We start from the raw sequence: 17947 nt of genomic DNA on the forward strand, positions 1-17947 counted from the left end.
TTTTTTCGTTTCTACTGAATGACAGTTGTGGCTTGGGAGGTAGTGCAAGAAGTCTATTGTATTACTGAATTATTAATAATCTAGTAATAGTGCCTGCTATGTAGCTAAAATTTTCCTTTAACTTAAGCTATATGTAGCTAAAATAACTTGGGTTTACCGACGATTTGACAAACGACAAATTCGTCATCCCGCTACTTGTTAGCGGGATCTAGAGATATCGCAGCGGTATGACCCTGACTTGCATTAGCTATGTATAATAAAGGGAATCTATGACAAAAGAATCATTGGTAAAAACTGATATAGTGAAAATTGAAGACAAAAAGGCGGTAAGAAGCTTTTTTAAAATACTAGGTGGAGTGGCAGATGCTGTAAGATCGTGGATTGGTAACATCAGTCCTGATTTAAGCAACAGTCGCGATATCGATAGTTTAGTCTTGAAGATGAACGAGTGCTTAAATCCAAAGGGAGGGGAGGTTTCAGCACGTAAAAACGCTGTATCTCTTGGTAACTTGTACTTAAGCTTATCAGAGAAAGGTAAAATAAAATTTCTACAAACCCTGGCAGAAAAATTTAATCCGAATAAAGCGGAAATAGATGAGAAAATTAGAGAGTATAAGAAAAACCAAGATCCCGAGTTAAACTATAAATTTGAACAGGATTTAATAAAAATTCTTGAATCACCGCGTTCTAAAATATTGAAGCAATTTATTTCTTTACCAGAAGGCCTTAAGTTTATTGTTGATATGCGTTCTGACGTGCTTAAGCTAAAGAACCAATATAGAAGCTTGAATCCACTAGAAAGCGAATTAAAAAATATACTCTATACTTGGGTTGATGTTGATCTACTTGATCTTCGTCAAATCACCTGGGATTCACCTGCATCATTGCTAGAAAAACTTATAAAATATGAAGCTGTGCATAAAATTTCCTCTTGGGATGACTTAAAAAACAGGCTGGGTCTCTGTTTTGCTTTTTTTCATTACAAGATACCAAACGAACCTCTAATTTTTGTAGAGGTTGCATTGGTGGATAAGATTGCAGATAGTATTCAACACCTTTTAGATGAGTCAGTACCTTCAAATGATCCGAGTAATGCAAGCACTGCTATATTCTATTCAATATCAAACACTCAAGCAGGGTTATCTGGAATCAGCCTTGGTAATTTTTTGATCAAAAGGGTTGTAGAAAAGCTATCACAGGAGTTTAAAAGTATAAAAACATATGCAACTCTTTCTCCAATACCTGGCTTTACGAAATGGCTAAAAAACAATCTAAACCAAGATGTCACTTTATTGGGCAAACTAAATATAAAACAATCTAGTACAGAAATTTTAGAAAGTGCAGAGCAATTAAAAATTAACGTTGAATGTATAAATGAAACTAAACAATGCATGCTTAAACTATGTGCATATTATTTACTAAAAGTGAATAATAGTAATGGGAATGCTTATGATCCGGTGGCGCATTTTCATTTAAGCAATGGTGCATCGATAAAACAATTAAACTGGATGGCGGATACTTCTGAAAAAGGTATTGGTCAGTCGGCTGGAATGATGGTAAATTATCTGTATGAGTTGCCTAAAATAGATAATAATCATGAAAACTATATGGTTAATAAAGTGATTTCCTGCTCGAAAAAAGTGTCGTCTATGTTGAAGGAGTAAATAGTCTCTTAATAAAGGATTGCCCTCACAACACTTAAAATGTAAAATGGTTCTACTTAAGTAAAATAGCCATAAATGAACAACATAAGAAATTTTGCAATAATAGCGCATATAGACCACGGTAAGTCAACGCTTGCTGACCGTTTAATAGAGGAATGTAACGGCCTTGAAGCAAGAGAAATGATCAATCAAATACTCGATTCAATGGATATAGAACGCGAACGTGGGATTACAATTAAGGCACAGACGGTAAAACTCAATTATACGGCAAACGACGGTAATCAATATTGCCTAAATCTCATGGACACCCCAGGTCACGTTGACTTTTCTTACGAGGTAAGCCGAAGCTTAGCCGCATGTGAAGGTTCACTTTTAGTGGTAGATAGTAGCCAGGGCGTTGAAGCACAAACCCTTGCAAATGTATATAAAGCTATTGACAACAACCATGAAATAATAGTTGTGCTCAATAAAGTTGATCTTCCTGCTGCAGATCCAGAAAAGGTAAAACTCCAGGTTGAGGAAGTAATTGGCATTGACGCAAGTGAGTCAGTTTTAATATCAGCAAAAACTGGACTTGGAATAAAAGATGTACTGGAAGCAATAGTAGCAAAACTTCCAGCTCCTCAAGGTGATGTAAATGCTCCACTGCAAGCAATTTTGGTTGATAGTTGGTATGACACTTACTTAGGAGTAGTAATTTTAGTGCGAGTTAAAAATGGAGTGCTAAAAAAAGGCATGAGAATTGTTATGATGTCTAATAATGCTACATATCAGATAGATAATATCGGTATTTTCACCCCTAAAAAAGTGATGACGGGTGAACTTTCAGCGGGTGAAGTTGGTTTTATAACTGCTTCAATGAAGGAAGTAGCAGACTGCAAGGTAGGAGACACTATCACTGAGGAAAAGAGACCTTGTAGTGAAGCACTTCCTGGATTTAAAGAAGTGCATCCTGTGGTATTTTGTAGCATTTTCCCTCACAAAACGGATGATTTTAAATATCTAAGGGAAGCTCTAGAGAAGTTACATTTAAATGATGCAAGTTTTACCTTCGAAGCTGAAACTTCAAATGCACTAGGCTATGGATTTCGTTGTGGTTTTTTGGGAATGTTGCATCTTGAAGTTATTCAAGAAAGACTCGAGAGAGAGTTTGATTTAGATCTAACAGCAACTGCACCGAGTGTTATATATAGGGTTACAACACGAAGTGGTGAAGTTTTGAATATTCATAACCCAAGTGATATGCCAGATCCAACGAAAATTGAAATTGTGGAAGAACCGTGGATTACCGCAACCATAATGGTTCCTGATCAATACTTAGGTGATATTCTATCTCTATGTGAAGAAAGGAGGGGAGAACAGGAGGATTTATCTTACATTGGTAACACAACAACAGCATTGTTAAGATATAAATTACCACTGTCTGAAGTTGTTTTTGACTTTTATGATCGATTAAAATCAATTTCCAAAGGATATGCAAGTTTGGATTGGGAAATTTCCAGCTATCTGGTAAGCCAAATAGATAAATTAAGCTTTTTAATTAATGGAGAGCCCGTAGATGCACTGGCTTGTATCGTTCACAAAAGTAGGGTAGAAAAAAGGGGGCGTGAAATATGTGCACGCTTGAAGGATTTAATACCACGTCAGCAATATAAAATCGCGATTCAAGCGGCAGTGGGCGGAAAAATTATTGCCAGAGAAACGATTAACCCATACAGAAAAGATGTAACAGCTAAACTCTATGGTGGAGATGTAACGCGAAGAATGAAACTACTTGAAAAGCAAAAGAAGGGTAAAAAAAGGTTACATTCTATAGGGAACGTAAATATTCCACAGAATGCTTTTATTCAAGCCTTGAAGATAAGTGATTGATCTTAAAAGACTTCTTGTATAGTTTTTGGCAACAACCGTTAGAAACGAAAAAACTTACTTGACAAACTCCGCCAGCCCCCTTATCATGAAACTGAAGCTATTTATTTATCTTCTCTGTACAGATTAAATGACAAAAAAACTCACGTATCTGGCGTCTCATGTTTAATTTTTTGCACTATGTGCACCTTATGTCTTTATAAAACTTCTACCTACATAAGCTGAAACGCGCTTATAAAGCGTTTAAAACATAAAAAAACGCCAACTTAAAAAATGGATAGTGAATAACTAGCTACCCTAGGGTTTCTTTTGCCTTTTTTTTATTTGGTAAATTTCTTAATGTTTATGGCTAAACGACAACCGTCATCCCGCTACTTGTTAGCGGCTGAGATACCGCGGCGGTATGACGTAGGACTGCTGTCATCCCAGTGCTTGACACTGGGATCCAGTTGAGCTATTTCAACAAAAATACTGCATTTGAGATGAACGTTCCAGACTTATTTATAAATATAACAATTAAAGTCTGGATTCCAGCGTCAAGCACTGGAATAATATCGTTTACTATGTCTATATTACAATATTTGTGCAGTTGTGTGTCAACTACTTTTGTGGCACCGTTTGTTATTCAATCTTTATGCTAGTTTTACTAAAAATTATAGTATTTTAGGTATAATTGCAATATCTAAATTTAAGGTATAGAGATGAACCCTAGGAAAGTTTTTAATATTCTTTTTATAGTATTATTTATTTCTTTTTCTCATGTTGGGAGTGCTGCCGCTGACACTAATACTGATACAACTGCTCAAGTAATATGTAACATTATTGGCTACGTTTGGGGAATAGGCGGACCGCTTATGACCGTAGTGATAATAGGTGCAGCTTTGCTTGCGATATTTGGTAGAATGCCATGGCCAGCTCTTTTTGCACTCGGTATATTTTGTGCTGTATTTTTCGGTGCTAAAACTATCGTCATAAAAGTAATGGGTGGTATAGGCGGCACTGGAAATACTTCTTTGATGGACCAATGCGGAACAGGAGACACAAAAAAGAACTATTTTTTTCTAAAACAGACCTGATGCACGGCTTCAACTATATCTTCCACTTGCGGTAATGCTTTTTTTTCTAGATTTGCAGCGTAAGGTAAGGGGATGTCCTTGCCAGTTACACGTACAACTGGAGCATCAAGGTAGTCAAATCCTTGTTCCATAACAACGGCTGACAGCTCTGCTCCTATTCCTGCAAATGGCCATCCTTCTTCTACACTAACTAACCTATTAGTCTTCTGAATAGAGTTAATAACAGTTTGAGTGTCAAGTGGTCTTAAGGTTCTGAGGTCAATAACTTCAGCTTCTATACCTTTACTCGAAAGTAAATCTGCTGCATTTAAGGCATCCATTAATTTTAATGAAAAAGCAGTGATAGTTACATCCTTTCCTTCCCGTATAACAGCAGCTTTGCCTATCTCAAGTAGATAATCTTTGTTTGATAGCTCAGAGTCAGAAACTTCATGCTCATGTCCATAAGCTATTTCGTTTTCTAGAAATATTACCGGATTAGGGTCACGAATTGCAGCTTTAAGCAGACCTCTGCAATCTGAGGCAAAATAGGGTGCTATTACTTTTAACCCCGGTATATGCGAATACCAAGCTGCAAAGCATTGAGAATGTTGTGCAGCAACTCTTGCTGCAGCGCCATTTGGTCCACGAAATACTATAGGGCATCCAAGTTGTCCGCCTGACATATAATTTGTTTTTGCTGCGGAATTCACAATTTGGTCAATAGCTTGCATAGAAAAATTAAAAGTCATAAACTCGACTATTGGCTTTAATCCAGCAAATGCCGCTCCAACAGCAAGGCCAGCAAATCCATGTTCGGTAATAGGCGTATCAACTACTCTGTTTTCTCCAAACTCTTTCAGTAATCCTTTCGTTACTTTATAAGCACCATCATACTCTGCAACTTCTTCACCCATGATAAGCACATCAGAGTCGTTTTGCATTTCTTCTCTAATTGCTGTGCATAAAGCTTCTCTTACACTTAAGGTTGCCATTTATAAACTTTTATAGACTTTAACTAAAGTAACTATATCAGAATTACTGGGGGTAAGTAAAGTGTACAAATTAAGTTTTACAAACATCATGACCAACTCATTCCAAAAAAAAATCTTCTCACGCTTGCTGGTTTTGGTTGCTAAAAATGATTGTATTGCTTGTGTTTTTAATAATATATACTGCTAAGTTAATAATAATTCACTTGGGAATAACAGAAAAATACATGATAATTTTATATTTCAAATAGAATAAAATCCTTTTTATTGATACTGTCTTTTTTTGTAAAAAACATTCCTAACTTTTCCACCACTTTTTCTGGCTAAGGTCAGTATAACTTTTGCTTGAAATAACTGTTTATATGGTGCAATTTACAGCTTTTAGTTGCTAAAATTATAACTCTTAATTTAATAATTTTAATCCAATAAGCTTTCAGGTTAATAAAATTAAATTATTTGAGTAAATGCAATACCATGTCTTTATTTGTGGGTAATAATAAGAATAACGAAGGTTGGCTCAGCTACACTTCTATAATTTCAATTTTTATGTTTACCGTGTAAAAGAAGTTTCTTCTATCTGTGTCTTCGCGTTTGAAACTAACTTTATTCTATCTCTTTCTTGTTCTGGACTTAACCTGTGAAGCGCGTAACTGAAATCTTCCTCACTCACTATAAGCCGTCTTTGCGCACCAGCGCTAATTTTTGCTTCATTCACTAATTGCTCTAACTCAGCCCCAGAATAGCCTTCAGTCTTGTCTGCAATGTCTTGGAGGCTTAGCTTTTCATCAGTTTTTGTACCTCGCATATAAAGTGCCAATATCTTTTGTCTCACCTCTATGTTTGGATTAGGGACATAAACCTTCTGACCTAAACGTCCAGGTCTAATAAGTGCTGGATCTATACCACCGATAAGGTTAGTTGCACCAATTACTATTATATCTTTTCTGCTCTTAAATCCATCTATTTCAGTTAACAACTGTGTTAAACTCTCTCGACAATGGTAAGCTGAGTTATTAGCGGTACTTCTTTTTTGTGCAACTGCATCTATTTCATCTATAAAGACTATACAAGGAGAATATTTTTTTGCTATTTTAAAAAGCTCGCGTACAGCATGTGCACCATGACCAATATATACTCCAATAAGTTCAGGACCTGAGATGCTTATGAAATTCATATTTGATTCACCTGCAATTGCACGAGCGATAAGTGTTTTACCATTTCCAGGAGGGCCATATAATATGTAACCTCTTAGTGAATTAATACTTTTATTTCCAAACAGCTTGCGCATTTCTTCTGTCATTTGGTCACAGCAAATCATCTGCAACCGTTGTTTTAAGGAGTCATCAATTATAGCATCAGCAAATGTTATTCTTTTATCATCTGAATTAGCTAATTCTATCGATATAGGCAGCTCTACTTCCTTTAGTTTGCTGAATACTTGATCATATACAAACCAAACAATAAAAAGGAGAACGACAAGTAACACACAAGGCATAGCTTCACTAGCATAATGTGCAGCTAACTCATACCCTTTACTAAGCAACATTGTATGCATATAGGCAAACAAAAAAACGATAGAGACAATAGTTGCCACGCATAGTAAACAGATTGAAATTCTTTTTAGTAATTCTGAAATTTCAATTTTTTTCATCTTAATACCTTATACCAACTTTAAACTAAGAATAATTTTATCTAGCTTACCTATTTTAGCTTGATTAGAGCGTTCAGAAAAATTATCAAGTACGTACTTTATTAAATACTAAAAACAATATATCACCATATTGTCACACACATCTTTAAAGTTTACCAAATTCATTTTCAAAAAACAAGATTTTATTATTAACCCGAATTCTGGATTAGATTTTAGGTAAATTATTGAAAGTCTTGAATTTTACTAAATTAGTAACTAGTCTTAAAATGCTTACTGCTTTATCGTAAATGCTAAAACAATAAGCTATTGATATTCTTGTTTTTTTTAATCTCCAATCCAGAATTCGGGTTAAAAACGCTAACTTGTATCTTCAAGAAGCAAGACATAATAGCTCTAAAATGTCTTGCAAGGAAAGGTAAAGCTGAACGCTAACTTATGCCAGAAAAATACCGTCTTGTTTGCCTTTTTGAGTAGTATCATCTTATTTTTCCTGTAAATTTTGTTTATAACGCCTAAGATTTACGATATTTTAATCCCGGTAGAATATCTTATAAAATCAGATTATATGTTATACCTATGGAAATAGATAACTTTCAGCAATATTACAACCAAGAAGAAATGAAGACAGTAACATTAGCTCAAATTTATAAAGACTTGGTAATAAAGATATTCGATATAGCCACAAGCAAAATGTAAGCTACTATTAATGGTATTATGGAAATAGCACCAACGATACCACCTACTATACCTACTACCAGAGGTGACGGAGTAGTAAGGCTTAATATAATAAGTGGGAGAGATATAATTGATAGTATTATAGAAATTACACCTACTGTTTTCAGAAGAGATAGAAATCCTTTTGAATCTAAGTGTTCTTTAATTCCCTTAAATAATATAAAGAAAATGCTTATACACATTATAGCACAAAGTATTACTGCTGCTATTTTTATTATAGCTGCTGCTATAAGTGCTGCTAAATAAGCTATATTCATTGCAATTATCACACACCATAATAAAAAAGTCAACTCCATATGTTTAGGTTGTAAAATCCCAAAAAGCAGCCAGAATAGAATAAGCAAACATTTACGAATTGAATTTAGTGCAAACAAGGGTGTTGATATCAACCATACTCTGCAGAATCGCAATATGGTATGACTACATGCTTTTTATTGATTTGATTAACATAATCAGCAGAGAGTTTTGTTTTGCAAAAGATGTCTACAGTAACATACTGCAATTATTTGGAATTGTAGGGCTAGGTGCAATTGTAAGGCCACTTGGTGCATTCATATTTGGTCACGTTGGTGACAGGTATGGAAGGAGGATAGCATTAATAATTACTATCTTGCTAATATCGATACCATCAAGTCTCATTGCATTTATTCCAAGTCACAATCAAGTAGGTATAATTTCTACTATATTGCTTCTTGCAATCCATATAACACAAGGAATTGCACTTGGTGGTGAACAAGGAAGTTCTGTTTATCTTATAGAGCATTTATCCAGTAGGAAAGAGAACTTAGGGATGTATTTTGGAATGATGGGTTTTGGTCGCTCCATTGGCGTCTTGCTTTCTGCGGTGATAGTGATTATCTGCAAAAAAACTACTGATTTTTGTACCTGGGGTTGGAGATTGCCATTTATTTTCTCAGCTATTTTAGGATTAATTAGCGCGTATAGCATATACACATTGGGAGAAACTCCAGCATATGAAAAAAATCGAAAACAAAGAAATTTACCTGATTTGCCAATAATAGAGCTTATAAAACGCCACAAGAGAGCTCTTATACTTGCTATTTTAATATCTGTACCTGTTAATGTTGCTGTTGGATTTACCATATTTCTTCGAACTCTCGCAAAGGAAATAGCATCAGTGGATGTTTATGTAACAACATATATCAACGAAATTGTATTGATTATAACCAGTGTATTAATGCCGATATCTTCAATAGCGTTTGGAATGTTGGCTGATAAAGTTGGAAAAGAGCGCACTGCAATCTTATTTATAGCAATTACAATGGCACTGTGTTGTCCTGCGTTATCTATTGCATATTACTATAAAAATTATCTTGTGATTGCGTTGAGCGTAATGGTTCTCTCTATAATAGAAAGGGGTATAGTTCCCATAGGAATAGTTGCATCTGAACTCTTTCCTACCAATGTTAGATTTAGTGGTGTGAGCTTATCACGCAATATCTCTTATGCGTTACATGGAGGATTTACTCCTATGGTTTGTATTTGGTTGACTGTAACATTTCCTCAAACAAACCTTGCTGCTGGGCTTTATATAGTCTTCTGCTTGTTGATCAGTGTGGTAGCAATATTGCAAATAAAACCGCAAGATAAAAATTTTGATTTGTGAAAGTTCTCAGTTTTCTCTTAGATTTATACCGTAACCTAAATTAGGTCCTTAGTTTCTCAAAAAAATCCTTTAACAAAAAAGAGCATTCTATTTCTAATATCCCACCATAAACTTCAGGTATATGGCTGCAAAATTGAAATATCTTAGCACCATTTTCAATTCCTCCACCTTTTGGATTATAAGCTCCAAAGTACAATCGTTTAATTCTGGCAAAGGAAATAGCTTGAGCACACATCGGACATGGTTCTAATGTTACGTACATATCAGCATCACAAAGCGTGGGAGTTGAAAATGCTTGTCTGATCGCTAACATCTCTGCATGTGCAGTTGGATCGCTGGATATATTGTGTGCAGAAGAAATGATATTGTCTCCACTCACTATTACAGCACCTATGGGCACCTCATCATTTTTTTGAGCGAGTTTGGCTTGCTCTATGGCAAGCTCCATATATTGATACTTAAACACTAGGCACTTATTTCTTATCAATTGCTGCTTTAACGAACGACACGAAAAGAGGATGAGGAGAAAACGGCTTTGATTGAAATTCTGGATGAAACTGCACACCAATAAACCACGGATGACTCTCTAACTCCACTGCCTCTATGCACGTTCCATCTTCTGATATGCCACTGCATAGCAGCCCATTTTTTTCCAAATCATCTTTATAATCTGAATTGATTATGTATCTATGCCTGTGTCTTTCTGAAATAGTAGTGTTACTATATGCATCCATCATTTTAGAGTTTGCATTTATATTACATTTGTATGCCCCAAGTCTCATGGTTCCACCAAGATCGTCATCTTGATCGCCAGCTAACTTAACGATTGGATGTTTACAGTTACGAAATTCTTCAGAGTGTGCATCTTCAAGCTTAACAACATTACGAGCAAATTCAATAATTGCAAGCTGCATACCAAGGCAAATTCCGAAAAATGGGATATTATTTGTACGGGCATAATTTATTGCTAATATTTTACCCTCTACTCCGTCATCACCAAACCCCCCTGGAACAAGGATTGCATGAGAATTCTGTAATTTCTCTCCTATAAGTTTTTCATTTATAGGTTTTTCTTCCTTCTCTCTTGAGTTAACCCAATTTATCTTTACTTTGACTTTATTACTAATCGCACCATGATTTAATGCTTCAACCAGTGATTTGTATGCATCAGGGAATTCGGTGTATTTTCCCACTATAGATACAGTAACTTCCTGTGTTGGGTGCCTTATGGAATGCACTATTTGATCCCATTCAGTCAAGCTTGGTTTTGGCTTACTTAAATGAAAGTGCTCCAAAATTTGCGTATCAAGCCCACATTGGCTATACAACACCGGTAACTCATATATATGACTCACATCAGGGGCAGGTATCACATTGGATAAAGAAACATTGCAAAGCTTAGCTATTTTCTCTCTTTGATTATCGAAAATTTCTTTCTCACTGCGGCATAATATAATATCTGGTTGTAACCCCGCGGAATTTAACTCTCGAACTGAATGCTGCGTTGGTTTTGTCTTTAATTCTTGCGCTGCGGTAAGATATGGTATTAAAGTTAAGTGAATAAGGATAACTCTTTGTTTTCCTAATGTGTAGTTAACTTGACGTATAGCCTCCAAAAATGGTTGGCTTTCAATGTCACCTACAGTTCCGCCTATTTCACATATTACAAAATCTAAACCTTCCGTACCATTAAAAATGAACGATTTGATCAAATCTGTCACATGAGGAATGACTTGCACAGTTTTGCCCAGATAATCACCACGCCTCTCTTTCTTCAATAACTCATGATATATCTTACCAGTTGTTATATTGTCATCTTTTGTTGCTTTAATTCCAGTAAAACGCTCATAATGCCCAAGATCCAAATCAGTTTCAGCACCATCCTCGGTCACAAATACCTCTCCGTGCTGAGTTGGGTTCATTGTCCCAGGATCAATGTTGAGATACGGGTCAAGTTTTCTGATACGGATCTTAAAACCGTGAGCTTGAAGAAGCGCACCAACGCTTGAAGCAACTAAGCCTTTACCAAGCGATGACACAACTCCACCTGTAACAAAGATAAATTTAGCTTCCTTCATTAATTTTCAAATGGAACAGAAGTAGGTTCACTTTCTTGCTTTTTTTCTAATATAATTTTCTCTGCAATCGATTTTTTATGTACGTCTTTTGAATATAATCCTGACAATAGCAATGTGTTTATAATAAACAATCCAGCAACAATAGCCGTTATTCTGCTGAGCGGGTTTTCAGAAGATTTCACTGGAATCATCGAATTGACCCCCTGTTGTGTATTACTAAAACCACTTAACGAACTACTTCCAGGCGGCTGCAAGAGCACTAAAATTACTAACACAACAACCAATATTATTTGAAATATACTTAATACCGCTACTGACATTATAGATAGGGCTGAAAATAAAAATCTTAGCAGTACAAAGCACGTAAGTCAAGAACATCTGTCACCCAAATAACTTGAAATCTAAGTATGTATTTACTGCTTACCTTATTTTGATTAACATATGCATAAGACTTTGGGCTTAATATGTATCACATTTTAAAATATAAAGATTATGAACCAAAAATAGACGAAAGTGCTTTCATCGCAGGTGGTTCGCATATCATAGGTAAGGTTGAAATAGGAAGAGATGCAAGCATCTGGTTTAATTGTGTAATCAGAGGGGACGTTGGATCAATAAAAATAGGTAATGGAACAAATATTCAAGATGGAACGGTAATTCATGTGGATAGAAACCCAGGTGGTGACACAATTATTGGCAGCATGGTAACAGTGGGACATTTTTGTGTGTTGCACGCATGCACGGTGCATGATAAGGCGTTTATTGGTATGGGCTCTACCGTGATGGACCATGCAGTTGTGGAGCCTGAAGCTATGGTAGCTGCTGGCTCACTGGTAACACACGGAAAAGTGATAAAAAGTGGGGAAATATGGGCTGGCAGGCCAGCAAAATTCTTCAAAAAAATGTCGAATGAAGAAATTAAACATATTACACAATCAGCACAAAATTATATTATGCTAATGAAGGAATATAAAAACTGAAGTTCGCGTCAAGTGTTTTACTTGACACGTACATTTCGGCTTAACCCTTGTTACTTCTTTTTCCCATTCTCATTTACTTCTTGTGCTTTTGCCCCATCTACTTGAGTACTAAGTAATACTGCATATGTAATACCACCGGCTACGAGTGCAGATGCTACTGCTATACCAATCATTACTAACATCTCTAACTTAACTGTACGTTTAAGTGCAGTAAATGCTATCAGTCCAGCAGCAAGACCCATACCAACAGTAGCAGTGTACCGTGCTCCATTGCCTTGTTTTGGTTGCTCAGTTGTTTTGCTTTTATCTTCTAGTTTTCTATTTTTCTCCTCAGCTTCAGTCAATCGATTTTGTAAGTCTTTTATTTCATCCTTTTTGGCTTTTAACTGCTCTTTTGCAGCTTTCAATTCTGTTATTTTAACATTTTTCTCTTCTAACAATTGTACTGTGGGATGGCAAGATAGGGTTTTTACCATAATCTCCTTTTCCTCATCGTTAAGGTGTAACAGACTTTTCATTTTTTTGTGGTTAGTAAAATATTCGTTACCCTTTACCCCAACGGATTTTACATTTATGGTTACATTATCTCCTCCTAGTCCTTCTTGAGGATAAAAACCAGTAATATATAGTTGTTGATCATTTAGCGTACAATAAAACTTGTCATCAATTATAGTACCATCCCTATCTACGTCTTTATACTTTTTGAATTCTTTATGATCATCTTTTCCTATAACAAGCACTATTTTACTTCTGTTAACCTTTATTGTACCACCCTTTAAGCTTAGCATAACGAACCTCAATTATAATTTAACATTATATAATACCCTTAGAACCTAAGGTTAAGTAATACCTTTATCATAGCATAGAAATTTATGTTTATAAACAAAAAATTTTGGCGTAAAATTGCCGTAATTGTGCTATAGCTAAAGTAATTTAGGTTTACTGACCATCGTCATTCCGCTGCTTGTTAGCGGGATCTAGAGATACCGCGGCGGTATGACGTTGCTAGCTTAAAGTTTAAAATTGAGAAATATTTATGTTAAAAGAAAAATACGGCTTTAAAGAAGTTGAAGACAAATGCAACATATTGTGGGAAGGCAGTAAAGTTTACAGGTGGAATGGTGAAAAGGATAACACTTTCACTATAGACACACCTCCACCGACAATATCGGGTAAATTGCATATTGGCCATATATTTAGCTATTGCCACACGGACTTTATTGCAAGGTTTCAGCGCATGCTGGGAAAAGATGTGTTTTACCCAATTGGGTTTGATGATAATGGGCTTCCCACTGAAAGATTGGTTGAGCAAACCTATAAAACCCGCGCAAAAGAAGTTGGCAGGGAAAAATTTATAGAGATGTGCCATGAGGTTATTGAAAAATCAAAGCAAGAATTCAAGGAATTATTTAAATCGGTCGGCATTAGTTATGACTGGGATTTGGAATATCACACGATCAGCAAGGAAACTGTGACGCTTTCACAGATGTCGTTTATTGATCTATATAATAAAGGGTATGCATATAGAAAAATGCAGCCCATCCTTTGGGACCCGGTTGATAAAACAGCAATTGCGCAAGCAGAAATAGAAGATAAAGTTTTTGAGTCATCCTTAAATACGATAGTTTTCTCTACTGAAGAAAATGAGCAGATCAACATTGCAACTACGCGACCTGAGTTACTTCCAGCATGTGTTGCAGTTTTTTGTCATCCAGAGGATGCGCGCTACACCCATCTGATCGGAAAAACAGCCGTGGTGCCGATCACAGAGACAAAAGTTCCAATAATAGCTGATGATAAGGTTAAAATAGATAAAGGCACTGGGCTTGTTATGTGCTGTACGTTTGGTGATGAACTCGACATATATTGGCAGCAAAAGCATAATCTACCGATGAAAATTATCATCGATCAGGATGGGAGGATGAGCCTTCATTCAGTACATGGTCAGAAGGAAGAAATATGGATCCCAGTGTCTAGGCACTGGGATGACACCATAGGGGCTACTGGGATGACAGGAGAAAGGGCTACTCAGATGACAAAGGAAGGTGGGTGTGATCAGAAAGAAGAATGGATCCCAGTGTCAGCTACTCGGATGACAGACGATATACTAAATGAAATAAATGGATTGAAAGTTACAGCAGCAAGAAAGCGGATAATCGAAATCCTAACTGAAAAAGGACTTTTGGTAGAAAGCACTAACATTTCTCATTCTGTTAAGTGTGCAGAAAGATCTGGTGCACCACTTGAGATATTGCCTACTTATCAATGGTTTATCAAGACCTTAGAGCAAAAAGCTCAAGTATTAGATAAAGTAAAAGAATGCAATTGGCACCCAAGCAATATGCGTAAACGCATGGAAGTGTGGATAGAAGGGCTAAATTGGGACTGGTGCATCTCAAGGCAGCGCTATTTTGGTGTGCCATTTCCAGCGTGGTATTCCAAGCGTAAAGGAGAAGAGGGCAAAATCATCCTAGCTGAAATAAAGGCCCTACCTATAGATCCATCGAAAGATTTACCAAAAGGGTATAGCAAAGAAGAGATTATCCCAGATCAAGATGTAATGGATACTTGGGCCACAAGTTCAATTACTCCTCAACTAAGTGCACTGGCAGTAAACAGTGAGTTTAGCTTACCAAATCATCGCTATGATACGATATTTCCTGCAGATCTGCGCAGCCAGAGCCATGAGATAATAAGAACTTGGGCTTTTTATACTATTTTAAAGGCACATTATCATGCAAATTCTTTACCTTGGAAAAACATTATGATCAGCGGTTGGTGTTTAGCAGATGATAAGAAAAAGATGAGTAAATCAAAGGGTAACATCATCACTCCTCATGTAATACTTGAAATTTATGGAGCTGATGTAGTGCGCTATTGGGCAGCGAACTCAAGGCTTGGAGTTGATACAGTCTACTCTGAAAATACATTCAAAATTGGCAAGCGCCTCGTTACAAAACTTTGGAACGCTAGCAAGTTCGTTTCCATGTTCATGGAAAAGCATCAAGTGATGAGCATAAATTCTGCTCACGAGACAATGGATAAGTGGATATTGTCTAAGTTATACAAAGTTATAGAAAGAGCAACAAATAACCTATTACAGTTTGAATACTGCGAAGCTTTGGGCGCAATAGAGGAATTTTTTTGGAAGGATTTTTGTGATAGTTACTTGGAGTTAGTAAAAAAACGTGCGTACGGAAGCAGTGAAGCAACCTTAAGTGCAAAACAAAGCTTGGCGTATGTGTTAAATGTTATTTTGCGGTTATTTGCACCTTTCTTGCCATACATTACAGAAGAGATATACCACCAGTTGTATAGTTATAATTCTGTACACAATCAAAGTAATTGGCCAAGCAAAGAAGAACTTATCTACGATAAATATTCAGAGGAAATGGGAGATAATGTTATTCAGATATTAAACATTATCAGAAAGATAAAGGCAGATAATAATGTATCAGTTAAGCATCTGATAAAAAAGTTGATGATAAAAGCAGATCTACGAGAGGATAAGTTGGATCAATCCGCACAGAATGATTTGCAGGCAGTTTGCAATGCGGAAACGATAGAGTGGATGCAGTCTGAGCTTGAAACTGAAGACGAGAAATACATAGTGAATATAGATTTATATTGATTTTTATAGCTTTACTTCCTTTAATATCCATGCTATTGTAATCATTATTAGTATGAGGGAATAATAATGGGGGATTTATATAATAAAGCCAATGCACCGTATCTTATAGCTGGTGCTCTTGCTACTTTGGTATTGCTTGCGTCTGGGACACTTGCCGTTGCCCCTTATGTTGAGTTCTTGTCTTCAGTTGCAGCCTTTAATGTAGCTCTTCCTGTTGCTTTGAGCATACGCGTCAAGTTAAGAGATTGTAAGTAAATTCAGGGAAGTTAAGGTAGATACTCTAGTTTTTCTGTACTTGTCTTTTAATGAAAATCGAGACCAAGTTATGGTAAGCTTTTTAAGAAAAACTTTCAAACTATTAACTTTATTCTTTAGTGCTAAAAATAACTCTATAACCCGCCTTTTTAGCTCAATAAATGCCTTTGTTAAGCTAAGTTCTGTATTCTTTTTCACTTCTGTGCAACCAACTATGCCGTGAAATATAAGAATTGCGCACAATTTAGCATATAGTTCACATAATACTCTGCATGGCTTTCCTTTTAGCTTATCAAGTCTGATATGGCTTTTATACAATTTAAATAATAACTCAATTTGCCACCTTACTCTGTAAATCGTTAATACTTGCTCAGCACTAATTTTATTTTCTGGAACATTAGTTATAAATATTGACCAGTTCAACAATTTTTGATTTCTTTTAGAGGATGTATATCCCTGCGATCTTGCTAATCTATTAGCTTTCCTTCTTCTGGCCATAGACTGTTCTTCAGTTAGTTTCTGACATATAATTCTTACTCTAATTTTTGCTTCTTTTCCTAACAATACCTCGTTTTCTAAAAATAACTTATCCTCTAAACATTCTAATAACTCCATTTTTGATTTGTTTCTACATCATATATGTTGGTATCGGATTTATAACGACTTATGAAATAAGCTCCTATTTCATTGATTTGTTTAAAAGAACTTGGCACAAAATAACCGAGATCAGATATTAGCAAATCATTGCTTAATATATTACTTAAATGTTTCCTATATCCCTGGTCTGATCTTACTCCCTCCGTTAAATTAAGTTGGTCTATTATCTGATTCATGTAGTCGAAAACTAATTGTAACTTTATTCCAGATTTAGTATTGCTTTCATAGCCACTGTAGCTAGTACCATAACCTTTATACATCTCTTCCATACTGTTAGGTAGAGTAATATAGCTACTGTCCAATAATTTAACACTATTAAATTGCTGTAAGATTTTGCAATCAACTTGCAAGATATTTTTGAAGAGAAGCACAGATTCATTATACATCCTTTTCATAAATTCCACTGCTTCTTCAGTAAATCTAAAATCCAAACCTTGTTTTGTTATATCTATCGAGTCCTCGTTTAGTAATTGACACATTGTTTCTACGCTACAATTATCAACCCCTATATTACCCAAGACCATGGCTTTTACGAACGATGAACCTTTTAGCTTTCTTTTTTTTATAAACCTTGTTGTAATTGAGATTTTGTCTGCTTTTTTCATTAAAAATTCTTTGAGCTTTTTGATAAGCTAGTTATTTTATTCATTGGTTCTCTCACTAAAAGTATTTCTGGGAGAACTTATACCTTATTATTCTATCTCTTTCATACCTTTATTTCCTTAACTTGACGCGTATGGTTGCTTTGAGTTT

At 35.7% G+C, this 17947-nt stretch carries 14 protein-coding genes and 1 pseudogene; 8 read left to right on the forward strand and 7 right to left on the reverse strand.

Translation table 11 applies throughout. The annotated features are described in order from the left end of the window. The first annotated feature begins 269 nt into the window (after positions 1-269). From J4T77_RS01290 to J4T77_RS01300, 3 genes are all read left to right on the forward strand, one after another. Positions 270-1664, forward strand: coding sequence for a malonyl-CoA decarboxylase (locus J4T77_RS01290; protein WP_190321261.1), 1395 nt, complete (start codon positions 270-272; stop codon positions 1662-1664). A 75-nt stretch (positions 1665-1739) separates the two neighbouring features. Next, the gene (gene lepA, locus J4T77_RS01295; RefSeq protein ID WP_190321260.1) at positions 1740-3536 is read left to right on the forward strand and encodes a translation elongation factor 4; all 1797 of its coding nucleotides are present in this window, start codon (positions 1740-1742) and stop codon (positions 3534-3536) included. A gap of 698 nt (positions 3537-4234) precedes the next feature. Continuing rightward, a complete protein-coding gene (locus tag J4T77_RS01300) occupies positions 4235-4609 on the forward strand; it encodes a TrbC/VirB2 family protein (RefSeq protein ID WP_006279664.1) in 375 nt (124 codons plus the stop codon). Here the strand turns inward: J4T77_RS01300 and J4T77_RS01305 are convergent. Next, complete coding sequence (locus J4T77_RS01305) at positions 4585-5583, reverse strand: pyruvate dehydrogenase complex E1 component subunit beta (RefSeq protein ID WP_010082654.1); 999 nt, start codon at positions 5581-5583, stop codon at positions 4585-4587. The genes J4T77_RS01300 and J4T77_RS01305 overlap by 25 nt on opposite strands. A gap of 547 nt (positions 5584-6130) precedes the next feature. Then, positions 6131-7231 carry an ATP-binding protein gene (locus tag J4T77_RS01310; RefSeq protein ID WP_233641074.1) on the reverse strand — a complete coding sequence of 367 codons (1101 nt, stop codon included), beginning with the start codon at positions 7229-7231 and terminating at the stop codon, positions 6131-6133. 714 nt (positions 7232-7945) lie between these two features. On the opposite strand from J4T77_RS01310, the gene J4T77_RS01315 reads away from it, so the two are divergent. Then, a complete protein-coding gene (locus J4T77_RS01315; protein WP_038198831.1) occupies positions 7946-8212 on the forward strand; it encodes a hypothetical protein in 267 nt (88 codons plus the stop codon). A gap of 178 nt (positions 8213-8390) precedes the next feature. Then, a complete protein-coding gene (locus J4T77_RS01320; protein WP_244226872.1) occupies positions 8391-9593 on the forward strand; it encodes an MFS transporter in 1203 nt (400 codons plus the stop codon). 40 nt (positions 9594-9633) lie between these two features. On the opposite strand, the gene J4T77_RS01325 is transcribed toward J4T77_RS01320, so the two are convergent. Genes J4T77_RS01325 through secG form a run of 3 tightly spaced genes read right to left on the reverse strand, consistent with a single transcriptional unit; the run spans position 9634 to position 11991 of the window. Beyond that, a complete protein-coding gene (locus J4T77_RS01325; RefSeq protein WP_010962617.1) occupies positions 9634-10041 on the reverse strand; it encodes a nucleoside deaminase in 408 nt (135 codons plus the stop codon). Between the two features lie 25 nt (positions 10042-10066). Further along, positions 10067-11671, reverse strand: a complete 1605-nt coding sequence (locus J4T77_RS01330; RefSeq protein WP_015588967.1) for a CTP synthase — start codon at positions 11669-11671, stop codon at positions 10067-10069. Beyond that, a complete protein-coding gene (gene secG / locus J4T77_RS01335) occupies positions 11671-11991 on the reverse strand; it encodes a preprotein translocase subunit SecG (protein WP_010962615.1) in 321 nt (106 codons plus the stop codon). Before secG ends, J4T77_RS01330 begins: the two co-directional genes overlap by 1 nt. Before the next feature lie 144 nt (positions 11992-12135). Between secG and J4T77_RS01340 the strand changes: the two genes are divergently transcribed. Beyond that, the gene (locus tag J4T77_RS01340) at positions 12136-12651 is read left to right on the forward strand and encodes a gamma carbonic anhydrase family protein (protein WP_010962614.1); all 516 of its coding nucleotides are present in this window, start codon (positions 12136-12138) and stop codon (positions 12649-12651) included. Between the two features lie 50 nt (positions 12652-12701). On the opposite strand, the gene J4T77_RS01345 is transcribed toward J4T77_RS01340, so the two are convergent. Further along, on the reverse strand, positions 12702-13439 hold the full coding sequence (locus tag J4T77_RS01345) for a hypothetical protein (protein WP_233641075.1): 738 nt from the start codon (positions 13437-13439) through the stop codon (positions 12702-12704). A gap of 248 nt (positions 13440-13687) precedes the next feature. Here J4T77_RS01345 and J4T77_RS01350 point away from each other — a divergent pair, with 248 nt between their 5' ends. Both J4T77_RS01350 and J4T77_RS01355 read left to right on the forward strand, forming a co-directional pair. Continuing rightward, positions 13688-16282, forward strand: a complete 2595-nt coding sequence (locus J4T77_RS01350) for a valine--tRNA ligase (protein WP_190321256.1) — start codon at positions 13688-13690, stop codon at positions 16280-16282. Between the two features lie 66 nt (positions 16283-16348). Continuing rightward, positions 16349-16537: a hypothetical protein gene (locus J4T77_RS01355; protein ID WP_095742694.1), complete on the forward strand. Its 189-nt coding sequence runs from the start codon at positions 16349-16351 to the stop codon at positions 16535-16537. On the opposite strand, the pseudogene J4T77_RS01360 reads toward J4T77_RS01355, so the two are convergent. Beyond that, positions 16520-17855 (reverse strand): annotated as a pseudogene (locus J4T77_RS01360) (IS4-like element ISWen1 family transposase). The gene J4T77_RS01355 and the pseudogene J4T77_RS01360 sit on opposite strands and share 18 nt — an antisense overlap. Positions 17856-17947: the final 92 nt, after the last annotated feature.

Source organism: Wolbachia endosymbiont of Drosophila innubila (assembly GCF_021378375.1).
GTDB lineage: Bacteria > Pseudomonadota > Alphaproteobacteria > Rickettsiales > Anaplasmataceae > Wolbachia > Wolbachia pipientis.